General features: G+C 55.0%; 11 protein-coding genes. 5 read left to right on the plus strand and 6 right to left on the minus strand.

Going from position 1 to position 11,832, the window contains the following annotated elements:
• Nucleotides 1-311 precede the first annotated feature (311 nt).
• From HNQ38_RS12365 to HNQ38_RS12375, 3 genes are read right to left on the minus strand one after another with little or no spacing between them, the layout of a single operon-like run.
• Nucleotides 312-1,049, minus strand: coding sequence for an ABC transporter ATP-binding protein (locus HNQ38_RS12365; RefSeq protein ID WP_183721491.1), 738 nt, complete (start codon nt 1,047-1,049; stop codon nt 312-314).
• Nucleotides 1,046-1,822 carry an ABC transporter permease gene (locus tag HNQ38_RS12370; protein ID WP_183721494.1) on the minus strand — a complete coding sequence of 259 codons (777 nt, stop codon included), beginning with the start codon at nt 1,820-1,822 and terminating at the stop codon, nt 1,046-1,048. Before HNQ38_RS12370 ends, HNQ38_RS12365 begins: the two co-directional genes overlap by 4 nt.
• Complete coding sequence (locus HNQ38_RS12375) at nt 1,815-2,828, minus strand: ABC transporter substrate-binding protein (protein WP_343060183.1); 1,014 nt, start codon at nt 2,826-2,828, stop codon at nt 1,815-1,817. Before HNQ38_RS12375 ends, HNQ38_RS12370 begins: the two co-directional genes overlap by 8 nt.
• A gap of 660 nt (nt 2,829-3,488) precedes the next feature.
• On the opposite strand from HNQ38_RS12375, the gene HNQ38_RS12380 reads away from it, so the two are divergent.
• The 5 genes from HNQ38_RS12380 (at nt 3,489) to HNQ38_RS12400 (ending at nt 7,868) form a co-directional block, all read left to right on the plus strand.
• The gene (locus HNQ38_RS12380) at nt 3,489-4,796 is read left to right on the plus strand and encodes a histidine-type phosphatase (RefSeq protein WP_183721497.1); all 1,308 of its coding nucleotides are present in this window, start codon (nt 3,489-3,491) and stop codon (nt 4,794-4,796) included.
• Between the two features lie 304 nt (nt 4,797-5,100).
• A complete protein-coding gene (locus tag HNQ38_RS12385) occupies nt 5,101-5,625 on the plus strand; it encodes an undecaprenyl-diphosphatase (protein WP_183721500.1) in 525 nt (174 codons plus the stop codon).
• A 471-nt stretch (nt 5,626-6,096) separates the two neighbouring features.
• Nucleotides 6,097-6,456, plus strand: a complete 360-nt coding sequence (locus HNQ38_RS12390) for an ArsR/SmtB family transcription factor (protein ID WP_183721503.1) — start codon at nt 6,097-6,099, stop codon at nt 6,454-6,456.
• Nucleotides 6,457-6,534: 78 nt separating this feature from the next.
• Nucleotides 6,535-7,380, plus strand: a complete 846-nt coding sequence (arsM, locus tag HNQ38_RS12395) for an arsenite methyltransferase (protein ID WP_183721506.1) — start codon at nt 6,535-6,537, stop codon at nt 7,378-7,380.
• A gap of 221 nt (nt 7,381-7,601) precedes the next feature.
• Nucleotides 7,602-7,868 (plus strand): RNA recognition motif domain-containing protein, encoded by a 267-nt coding sequence (locus tag HNQ38_RS12400; protein ID WP_183721509.1) that lies wholly within the window; start codon nt 7,602-7,604, stop codon nt 7,866-7,868.
• Between the two features lie 665 nt (nt 7,869-8,533).
• Here the strand turns inward: HNQ38_RS12400 and secF are convergent.
• From secF to yajC, 3 genes are all read right to left on the minus strand, one after another.
• Nucleotides 8,534-9,637 carry a protein translocase subunit SecF gene (gene secF, locus HNQ38_RS12405; RefSeq protein ID WP_183721512.1) on the minus strand — a complete coding sequence of 368 codons (1,104 nt, stop codon included), beginning with the start codon at nt 9,635-9,637 and terminating at the stop codon, nt 8,534-8,536.
• A gap of 17 nt (nt 9,638-9,654) precedes the next feature.
• The gene (secD, locus tag HNQ38_RS12410) at nt 9,655-11,229 is read right to left on the minus strand and encodes a protein translocase subunit SecD (RefSeq protein ID WP_183721515.1); all 1,575 of its coding nucleotides are present in this window, start codon (nt 11,227-11,229) and stop codon (nt 9,655-9,657) included.
• Between the two features lie 218 nt (nt 11,230-11,447).
• A complete protein-coding gene (gene yajC / locus HNQ38_RS12415) occupies nt 11,448-11,783 on the minus strand; it encodes a preprotein translocase subunit YajC (RefSeq protein WP_246388142.1) in 336 nt (111 codons plus the stop codon).
• Nucleotides 11,784-11,832: the final 49 nt, after the last annotated feature.

Here is an 11,832-nt window from a genome sequence, read left to right on the forward strand (position 1 = left end):
GCGATGAAGGAACCCCCTTTCCAAAGAATCTCCTTTACCTTGCCGCTCTTCAAAAAAATTATCATTTTACTTTCAGCATACTACATAGCATATCATGCCATGAGGGGTGATTCCCATAGGCAACGGCGTTAACACCGCATTGCCTCAAAATTCATCGGCTCTAAAGCAGATTAACTTTGAAATGCATTACATTTCAAAGTTGTCATTCGACAGATTCATTCGCGCCATCCGGCAGCGTCTCCGGCAGTGTTACTCGCTCGCACCCTTAGGCAGCGTCACGCGTAATCAAAAAACCATAAGCGCCCATACGCTCACATAACTGCTTCCAATTGCGCGCGCATCTCCGCTTTCATCTGCGCAAAATCCGTATTGTCGGGATGCCTGGGGCGCGGAACATCAACAGTCCAAGTTGCGACAATGCCAAGGCCTGTGCCCATAAGGTGTATGGAATCCGCCAGCAAGCAGGCTTCTGAAACGTCGTGCGTCACCAGAAGAACCGTAACGCCTGTTTGAAGTTGCAGTTCTGCCAGCAGGCGCTGCATGCGAGCGCGGGTAATGGCGTCCAGCGCGGCAAAGGGTTCATCAAGAAGCAGAAGCTTTGGGCGCAGCACAAGAGCTCGCGCCAGAGCCACGCGCTGCCGCATGCCGCCAGAAAGTGCCGACGGCAGCGATTTTTCCCAGGCCTCAAGCCCCACCAGCGCCAGCATTTCCCGCACGCGCTCTTTCCTAAGCTCAAGCGCAACGCACCCGATCTTCAATCCCAACTCCACGTTTTCCTGCACGTTTAGCCAGGGAAACAGCGCGTCCTCTTGAAATACCATCACCCTGCCCGGCCCCGGTCCGTTGCACGGCCTCCCGTCAAGAAGCATGCTCCCGGCATCCAGGGGTATAAACCCTGCCGCCAGTTGCAAAAAAGTGCTTTTTCCGCAACCGCTGGCCCCGATAAGCGCCGTTATAGACCCTTGCGCAAGAGCCATATCAACACCGGGCAGCACCACATGCTGGCCGTAACTTTTTTGCAGCCCCTGGCAAATGAAGTATCCTTTCATCGCACAACACCCGGCAGCCGCGATAAAACCCGAACAAGCAAGGCATCACAAACAGCACCAAGCACGGCTATAAGCACAATCCCGCTCAGCAGCACGTCCACCCGGCCATTCATGCGCGCGTCCATAATCAGTGCGCCCAGGCCATCAGGCACGCCGGTAAGCTCTCCCAGCACCAGATAGGCAAAGCTCATCCCAAGCGCCACCCGCAAGCCTGCGCATACCTGCGGCATGGCCCACGGCAAAATAACCCCTGTAAAGAGCTTCGGGCGCGAGTATCCGAGCATGCGCCCCGCGTTGATCAGATTTTGCGGCACTGACGCCGCAGCGGCAGCCGCGCTGAAATACACCGGAAAAAATCCCGCCAGTGCGATAAGACTGACGGTAGTCATAAATCCCACTCCAAGCCATATAAGGGCCAGAGGCAGCCAGCTTATACCCGGAACGGACTTCACCCCATTGATGGATGAAGACAGCAGGCGCGATACCGTGGAGCTTCTGCCCGACCACAACCCCAGAAGCAAACCGGGTACGACAGCCAGCGTATAGCCGCAGGCCACACGCCACAGGCTTGCAGCGGCGTCACCCCAGAAGCGCCCGCCGTAGGCCGATCCGTGGTCCCCCGCCATATAGGTAAAAATGGTACGGGCAACTTCCACAGGTGACGGAAGCAACCACTCTGAAACAAGGCCCAGCGCCGTTGCGGCCCACCATGCCGCCAGTATAAAAAGCGGGAGGCACCAGGGCAGGATTCGGGATTCCCTGCCGTCAGTCATGCTTGGCGGCGTCAGTGCGCAGGGCGTTTACAAAGGTACGGTCTACAAGCTTGTTGTAATCCGGTTCCTGCTTGATGATGCCAAGGGCTTTCATGCGCGCGCCCAAGGCCGCCAGCCGCAGCATGAACGCATCATCCATATCCCACGTCAGTTCAATATTTCTGGCAGAGGCTTCAAGCAAACCGCGGTCTACGCCAAACAGGCCCGAAGCCGTATCCAGCCACAATTTTTTGTCTGCAACCAAAGCTTCCGTGGCGGCCTTGTGCGCGGCAACCATTCGCAGGGCCTGATCTGGATGCTCTTTTATGAAATCCTCACGCATGAGCATGCCGCTGTTGATCGTGCCAATGCTGTCCCCGTAATAAGGATAGGCCAGAATGCGCCCAAATCCCTGCATGACAGACTGTGTGGGAAAGGGTTCGCCAGAAAGAAAGGCATCCACATTGCCCTTGGCAAGGGCTGTCCCCATGTCAAAAAAATCAATGCGCATCAGCGTAACATCGCGGTCAGGGTCAATACCTTCGCGCTGCAGAAGCTCGCGCAGCAAAATTTCGTGCATGGTGCCGGGCACATAGGCGATGCGCTTTCCTTTAAGGTCAGCCGCCGTGTGTATGGGCCCGTCCTTTGCCACCACAAGGGCCGAGCACTTGCTGCCCAGTGTTGCCACAAGCTTGACGGGCTCCCCCCGTGAGGCGGCCTGAATCGCCAGCGCCAGCGTTGTGCCTGTCATGTCCAGACTGCCAGCAAGCAAGGCGGATTTTTGATCAGCAGGGTTCGTAAAGGGGTGCACATCAACCTTCAGACCCGGATTCGCCGATGCTGCATACTTTTCATACAAAAACGGCTGGATGGTCTGGGCGGTCTTCCAGGTGCCAACGTGCCAGACCTCAGCCGCTTGCGCCGCGCTCGACGCCCCCACAGCCCACATGCCTATTCCCAGCAGGGCAAGAACCCTAAGGACGCCGCGCAGGGTCGCGCCTGTCACATCTTTTTTACACGCTGCCACAGCGGCCTCCCCTCATAAAAATTCTATAGTGGACGAGAATCCCACGAAATACACGCGCTCTGCCATCAGACTGCGCGTAAACAAGCTGAAATCAGCCCAAATCCGGCGGATACGTTTCAAACGCGAGCAGCTGCGCCGCCAGCATTTGCGCTGCCAGCCCTCTGTAATCAACTTTGGTTTGCTTGGGCTTTATCTAGTTGACCTAGTCTAGTATGGATATAAAAAACGCCACTTTTCTGCCCATGTCAACTTACCTTGCAAAAACATGTGATATATTCGGCTGTATCCACATAATTTTTTAGTTAAATCACTTTATCTTCATGTATGTCAGCAGCTCATAGCCGTGCAACACAACCATCAGGTTCAGAGCGGCGTTGATGAACACTGCACAGCTATTCAATGTAATTGCGGCATGTTGGCGTATTTTTCATTTGCAAGGCACGCTATCCTTTATTTTTCAGAATTTATTGACAAATATTAATAACATGGGGCAGTTCTTAGTATGAAATTCCGTCGGAACCAAAAATTGCCTATCAACAGACGACGCACCCCATCCGCATTAAAAAAATCTGCTTTAATTCTGCAACTACAGCCATTCTGACTTTGCCTTGATTTATGGCTCCATAAGCGTAAACCCGAAATTCAGCCGAGGAAAAGCCCATGCACAAATTTTGGCATCTGATTTCCCTATGCCTTGCGCTCGGCCTGATCGCCACAACAACGGCAAAAAGTGAAGAAACCTCGTCTGTGAAGGATGAGGGTGAGCTTGTTCGTGTGGTCGTGCTTTCCCGGCATGGCGTGCGTTCTCCTACGCAATCCCGCGAAACGCTGGCCGCCTGGAGTACACGAACGTGGCCCCAATGGCCCGTGCAGCAGGGCTTGCTGACCAAACGAGGAGCCTTGCTGACATCCGCCATGTGGGAAAACCTGCGGCTACGGTTTATCCGTGCTGGCCTGGATCTGACCGCCGAGCAAGTTTATGTGCGTGCGGACGTGGATCAACGCACACAGGCCACGGCTCGCGCGCTGCTGGACGGCCTGCACCTGTCCTCTACCCCCTTTGCCGTGTCCAAGGGCAGGCTTGACCCTCTGTTTCATCCCGTCAAGGCGGGCACATGCGCCTTTGATGCGCAATCTGTACGTGAAGACATTCTGCGGCAGGCGGGAGGAAGCCTCGAACATCTGGCGCGTGAGCTTGAAGAACCGTTGCGGCGCATCAGCGACCTTGTGGCCCCGGTCAGCCCGGCGCTCTGCCAAAAGTGGAAGTTGCCCCCGGATTGTGCCCTTGCCGACATACCCGGGGTGATTGAAGTGAAGGGCAATGAGCATGCGGTCAATCTACAGGGCGGACTGGCCATAGCCTCCAGCCTGGCGGAAATATTTTTGCTGGAATACGCACAATGGCCAGACAAGCTGCCAGCCTGGGGTCAGGCCAACGACGCAGTGCTGCGCCAAATTTTGCCCATTCACAACAAGATTTTTGATCTGGTTAACCGTGCCCCCGCCGTGGCAGGCCCGCGAGGCAGCGCCCTGCTGCATGAAATGGCGGCAGCATTGGCCGGAACCCATGTGGATTCCCGTGTGAATCAGGCCCGGCTGACCGTACTTGTTGGGCACGACACCAATATTTCCAACATCGGAGGACTGCTTGGCATAAACTGGCAGTTGCCTGAACAGGGAAACAGCGCTATTCCCCCTGCTGGCATGCTGGCGTTTGAGCTGCGGCAAAAGCACTCGCAGCAGATGATACGCATCGTATTCTGTGCCCAGTCGCTGAACACAATGCGCGAGTGGACTGAAGCGGCTCCGCTGGCCGAAGCTGCGCCCGTCTGCGTGCCCGCGCGATTGACCTCTGGCGAAATGGCGCTATATACAGCAGAAGCCTTTTCGCAACGTGTTCAATCAGCTGTGCGGTCGCAATGCATGCCCGAAGAAGCGGAACACCTGCGCGAGCAGGCAGGTTTGTAAACTGACGCTTTTGCCTTGCAAAGGCTGATGTTCACCTACTGCAAGGCGGGCATTGCCCTCAAATGGTCTGAATACGCGGGTGGCCGTGCTTTAACCGAGCAGGGGCCCATAAACACGAAGCATTGTTTGCGCAGCCCGAGCGAATCAGGCCGTCTAAGGATTTTCAATCCTTTCAGGTTGCGGTCCATACGCTCGGCTAGAGCATGTTCACTTTGAAAAAGTTTAACTGCTCCCAAGTTCATGAATACCACCCCTAGGGGTGATGCAATTATCTGGCTGAAGAGATTCACCCAAAAGAAGAATTATGTATTCCTTAAATCACCAGCTTTTTCTGATTCTGAACGCTGACGAAACCTCACCAGTTTTTCTCATTGCAATTGCGCGGTTTCTGGCAGAATGGCCTATTGGCCTTGCTCTCATAATCGCTTTTTTCACCCTGGCCAGCCGAAAAACTGAACGTGTGGTGGTCATGCGTCTGCTGCTGACAGTGGCGCTCGCTATGTTTACAGCCTACGCGATCAGAAAAATCCATTACAATCCCCGTCCCTTTGTCATTGATTTGGGCCAGGCCTTTATTTCTCACGCAGCCACTTCATCCTTTCCCAGCTTTCACGGCACGCTGCTGTTCTCAATGGCCGCATCCCTGCTTTTCAGCCATAATGAGCGCTTTCCCGGTGTGTTGATCCTTCTGCTTGGCTTCATTACCGCGTGGGCACGAATATTCCTTGGTGTGCATTATCCTCTGGATATGTTTGGCGCTTTGGTTACAGCATTTCTTTCTGCTGCCATTGTTCACTGGTGTTTTCTTTTTCGCAGGCACCCGGCATAGTTTCACAGAAATGCACTTTCTGCTGCGAAGCCACCGAAGAAGATGATGTGGGGGGCGGCAAAGCCTTCCCCGCACAATCGCAACTGCAATTCATCGTCTCTCTCTTGCTCTCTTACTGGCAAAGGCTGCCACAAATACAGCTCCGCTATTTTTCTACCAGTAAGCACCAGAGCGAGAGCCACATACATTTTGGGAGAACATACTCTCAAAATCACGCTGTCCTGCCATATTCGCACTTTTTGCCCTCCCGCAGTTGAACCCGAGCTACCCCCACTTCTTTCCTTGTTTCTTGCCCCAACAACCGAACCCGCGCTCGACTGTCCACTCCTTGTCCATTCCTGGCATTACCCGCCTATACCCACTTATAAGCGCCACCTCTGGGCCGCGTACACAGTACTGCCCGGCTGTAGATTCCTTTTCGCCGAAAACAAAAAGATTGACACATTTCAATAAAAGTTGAAATGTCACGGCATGGATGTAACGCAAGCCAGCACTCTTTTTGAAGCCCTGTCTTCAGGCGTACGCCTTGAGCTGTTCAGACTGCTTGTACGTTTTGCTCCTGATGGCCTTGTGGCTGGCGAAATTGCCAAGCATCTCCAAATACCAGCCACCAATCTTTCATTTCATCTCAAAGGGCTTTTGCACACCGGGCTTATTTCTGTGGAAAAAGAAGGCCGCTTTCTGCGCTACCGGGCCAATATTCCCCTTATGCTGGACACAATCGCCTACCTGACAGAAGAGTGTTGCGCAGGCCACCCCGAAAAGTGCGCACAATACCGCAAACAAAGCTCGGTGGCTGACGCAGTGCTGCCTTCATGCCGCTGCAAGTAACCCTGCTACAAGTGACTTCTCTTTTTTTGCCATAACATTTCAACTATATTTGAAATATTAAAACAAAAGGACACTGCCATGTCGCAATCAAAAGACGTGAAAGCCAATCAGCAGGTGAAGGAAACTGTCCGCTCCGGGTATGCGGCCATAGCCTTGGGGCAGCAAAAATCGTGTTGCTCCAGCCAGCGCAGCGGGCAGGCCGATCCTGCCAAGCTGGCAGCATCACTGGGCTATGACGCAACCACTCTCGCTCGGCTGCCAGAAGGAGCTAACATGGGACTGTCATGCGGCAATCCGGTTGCCCTGGCTGCTCTTGAAGCAGGGCAAACCGTCCTGGACCTTGGCAGTGGCGGTGGATTTGATGTTTTTCAGGCAGGAGAAAGGGTAACGGCGACAGGACACGTCATAGGCGTGGACATGACCCCGGAAATGCTCGCCAGGGCAAGAAACAATATTGCCTCCTACCTGCAGGTTACGGGGCTGGACAATGTGGAATTTCGCCTGGGCGAAATTGAGCATCTGCCTGTGGCCGACCACACGATAGACGTGGTTTTGTCCAACTGCGTCATCAATCTTTCGCCTGACAAACAGCAGGTCTGGAGCGAAATATTCCGGGTGCTGAAACCAGGAGGCAAGGCTGCGGTTTCTGACTTGGCCCTACTGCAACCCCTGCCGGAGAATATCCGGACTATGGCTTCTGCGCTGGTGGGTTGCGTGGCAGGGGCCATTCTTGTGGATGATGTCAGTCAGCTTCTAGAAACAACAGGGTTTACGCGCATCAAGCTCACCCCAAAACCTAGCTATATACAAAGTATGCAGGACTGGAACGACCCCCTTTACGCAGAAATCGCACAAAATTTGCCAGATAAAAAAGAGTTGGCCGATTATGTAGTGAGCCTGTCCATTGAGGCGTATAAAGAGTAAACTGAAGAGCAATGCGCGTTTACTGCGGAATTTTGGCCTCAGATAATGTATTGGCCTGCGGTTATTAAAGTCGCGGGCCACGCATTTCTCTTGACAGCTTTTTCAGTCCCCCGTACAGTGCTTTCACTGATTGGGTCCAGTATTTTTTTTTGCCAGAGACTTACGTGGGTAAGGCTTCCAGCGGAAAGTCTGCACCCATAACAACAAAATTGGAGTCTCAAATGGCTATTTCTATTTACGTCGGCAACCTGCCCTGGTCCGCTACCGAAGACAGCGTGCGCGATCTCTTTTCCGCTCACGGCGAAGCCCTTTCCGTTAAGCTTATTTCTGACCGCGAAACCGGCCGCGCCCGTGGCTTTGGCTTTGTGGAAATGAACGAAGACGACGCCCGCAACGCCATTGCCGCTCTGAACGGCGTGGAATTTGAAGGCCGCGCCCTGCGCGTGAATCAGGCCGAAGAAAAGCGTCCCGCGCCCCGCCGCTGGTAAGCTCTTCTGAATAGATGATTCAAGGCCGCAAGCAATTGCGGCCTTTTCTTTTGCCCTTTGCACACCAGCCTGACGCTATTGCGTGTCACCGTTGCAATGCACTATCGTTGTACAAGAGTGCAGCGCGGTACAACGCAACGTGGAACATTTCAATTTGCAATGCTCAGGTGGCTGCGTGAGCAGACGCCCGCCGTGGAGGCGTAAGCGCAGCTTCAGCCGTTGCGACGCAGGCTTTAAGCGTTGTGACGAAGGAAACTACGCCTAAAGACAGCATGTGTAGCAACCCTGTTTTTTCTATGCAATCGCTGTCGCCATCCGTAAGCCCTTGGGGCAACGGCTGCCGCGAAGCTACGGATGAAGACAACACCGCTATTTATTTGCGGGATTAAACGCCGCAACGAGCGTGTATTAAACTTTGAAAATACACATTTTCAAAGCTAACCTACTCTAGATTCTGCCGAAAGCAAAGCTGAGCGGTATACACGACGCCATACAGCGTGAAGCACGCCCGCGCAACGCCGGAACATTGAACCTTATTCAAAGGTAAAATGACCTTGCAACGTTAAGCACTTCACACATAATCAACGCAGCAGATAAAAAAGATCCCCTCATCAGTTGATGAGGGGATCTTTTTATACATCCAAAGGTCTTTGAAAACGGTAGCGCTACACCACGCCGTGTTCGCCGGGCCGTTCGTACTGTTCCTTTCTCTGCACAAGGCGCACATAGAAGTCCGTGTCGCCCAGAGCCAAAAGGATGGCGGAAGAAACGTAGATGGAAGACGCCGTGCCCACCACTACGCCAATAAGCATAGTGAGCGCGAAGTCATGAATAACGCCGCCGCCAAGGAAGTACAGGGCCAGCGTGGACAACAAGGTGGTGCCGCTGGTCAGGATGGTGCGCGAAAGAGTCTGGTTGACGCTCTTGTTGATAAGGTGCGCCATGTCCAGGTCAGGCGTGGCACGCAGATTTTCGCGCAGGCGGTCGTAAATAATGATGGTGTCGTTGAGCGAAAAGCCCACCAAGGTCATCAGGGCCGCCATAACGTTGAGGTCGATTTCGACATTCATCAGCGATAGCAGGCCCACTGTTATTGCAACGTCGTGTATAAGCCCCACGACGGCCCCTAGCGCAAAATTGAGTCGCAAGACAAAGCATACCGCCATGGTAATGCCCAGGGCCAGCAGCACAAGCCAGCCCATGCCCAACCCAGTGAGTCCGGCAACGTAAATGCCGCCCCAAAGAGCTGCGGCCATAATTGCGCCAGCCATCCAGCGCTGCTCAAAACGGCCAGAAATGTAGACCGCAATAAGCAGAATGGCGTAATAAAGCGCACTGAGGGCTTTATTGGTCAAATCCGCGCCCACCTTGGGGCCAACGATTTCAAGGCGCACAATCTCTGCGGTGTTGCCGGGAAATGTCGCCGTAAGGGCTTCCATAACCGTCGTGCGCAGATGTGTGGCATCGGCATTTTCAGCGCTGCTGAAGCGCAGCAGGTAGTCCCGCCCGCCCTCACCAAAGCGCTGGGTGCTGATACCTGGCAATGCAGGGATGTCCAGGCCTTTTTTCAGGGCTTCGTCAGCAACGGGCTCCTGAAACTGCACCTGCACAATCACGCCGCCGGCAAAGTCGATGCCCATCTTGAGGCCATTACCCCAAACGGCAGAGATAATGCCTATAAGAATAAGCAGAACCGAGACAGCATAGACCCAGTAGCGCTTGCCAATGAAGTCGATATTTGTATCGTGCTTGATAAAGGTAAAACTCATGACAGCCTCCCGGCGCGCTAGATGCTCAGACCCTTGGGACCGCAATGGCGCGCCCATTCTTCAAAAATGGCCCGCGAAACAAAGATGGCCGTAAACATGGAGGCAACAATGCCCAGCCCCAGGGTTACCGCGAAGCCTCTGATGGGCCCTGTGCCGAACTGGTACAGAATGACCGTAACGATAATGGACGTGAGGTTGGCGTCCGTAATGGAAACCACGGCTCTGTCAAAGCCCGCCCGTACCGCAGCCAGCGGCGTGAGCCCCAGGCGTAGTTCTTCTCGTATTCGCTCGTAGATCAGCACGTTGGCGTCAACCGCCATGCCGATGGTCAGCACTATGCCTGCAATGCCGGGCAGGGTCAGGGTCGCCCCAAAGGCTCCCATGCCCGCCATAACGATCAGCATGGTGAAGCAAAGCATGAGGTTGGCGATAAAACCACTGACGCCGTAATAGATACCAATGAAGAGCACCACAGCAGCCGCGCCCACAAGAGCTGCGCGCACGCCGCTGTCAATGGCTTCCTGCCCAAGGGAGGGGCCAACGCTGCGTTCTTCCAGTACGGAAACAGGGGCGGGCAGCGAGCCCGCGCGCAGCACAATGGCCAAGTCCTGAGCCTCGGCAGTGGTGAAGCTGCCGGAAATACTTGCCTTGCCGCCGCCGATGCGCTCACGAATGACAGGCGCAGAATACACCTTGCCGTCCAGCACAATGGCCATGCGGCGGCCAACGCTTTCGCCGGTCACGCGTTCAAAAATACGCGCGCCACGGGCGTTGAAGCTCATGGTCACATAAGACTTGTTCATGTTGTCAAAGGCAGGGCGGGCGTCGGCCACGTCTTCGCCAGTAAGCATCGAGTCGCGTTCAACGGCGATGCGCCCTTCGGAATGTCCGGCGTCCTTTTCCAACATGGGCAGAACCACTACGCCGGTAGGCAGCACGGCCTTGGCGGGGTCCACATCTTCGCGAACCAGATGAAACTCCAGATGCGCGGTCTGGCCGATGATCTGCACAGCACGGCGCGGGTCGGAAATACCGGGCAGCTGCACCTGAATGCGGTTGCCTGCCTGCTTGCGGATGTCGGGTTCGGCCACACCGAACTGGTCGATGCGGTTGCGGATGGTGCGAAGGGCCTGGTCAAGGGCCAGGTCTTCAATTCTTTTAACTTCAGCCTGCGTAAAACGGGCCACATAGCGCAACTGGCCGCCTTCGCCAGCCTGAGGCTGGCCCACGCTCAGCTGCGGAAAGTGACGGGCCAGAATTTCACGCAGTTTGGCCTCGTTATCGGCGCGGGGCAAAAGAAACTCAAGAGCGGTGCCGCCCACCACACGGGGGCGCAGCACAACAATCTTTTCGTCCTGAGCCATACGCCGCAGATCCTGCCCGGCCAGAGCCAGAGAGTTGCTCACAGCCTTGGCTACGTCCACGCCCAGCGTCAGATGGATGCCGCCCTTGAGGTCAAGACCAAGATTGATCTTGCTGGACGGCAAAACGCGCTCCAGAGCGGGCCCGATAACAGGCACGCTCGGCAGCGCGTACATAAGGGAAACCAGAAATACCAACGAAGCCAAGATCAGGCGCCAGCGCAGACCCATCGTTCACCTTCCAAACAACAGATTTAAAGCACATCATGCCCTGAAGGGCACGGCTCGCCCGAAGCCTTGTGTGCTGCAGGCCGGACGAAACCCCACAGCGGCGGAAACGCGCAAACCGCGCGCATGCAAAGGCCATGTCCAGTCTAAGGACAAAAGCCCCTGAGCCGGCCTTGGTAAAGGCCAGCTCACGGGCCGGACATGACAAAAAAACAGAGCTGCTACTTGCTGTCGCCCTTACCGGGCACAAGGCCGCCAATAGCGCCGCGGGTAACGCGCAGCTTTGACTCGCCGCTTTCGAGCAGAACCTGCTCATCATCAATTTCAAGAATGCGGCCGATCAGTCCGGCGGACGTGATCACATGGTCGCCACGCTTCAGTTCGGACAGCATGGCCTTGTGAGCCTTGGCCCTCTTCTGCTGCGGACGGATGAGCAGAAACCAGAAGATGACGAACATTACGATAAGGGGAAGGAACTGCATAAGCATGTCGGTTCCGCTGGCAGGAGCGGCTCCGGCCTGGGGCGTGCCCATGGCGTAGGCTACGGATTCAAACAAAACGCACCTCCAAAGGTGTGGCTGAGTCATTGGTATGAACGTCGCGCGT

Origin of the sequence: Desulfovibrio intestinalis (assembly GCF_014202345.1) — a bacterium.
GTDB lineage: Bacteria > Desulfobacterota > Desulfovibrionia > Desulfovibrionales > Desulfovibrionaceae > Desulfovibrio > Desulfovibrio intestinalis.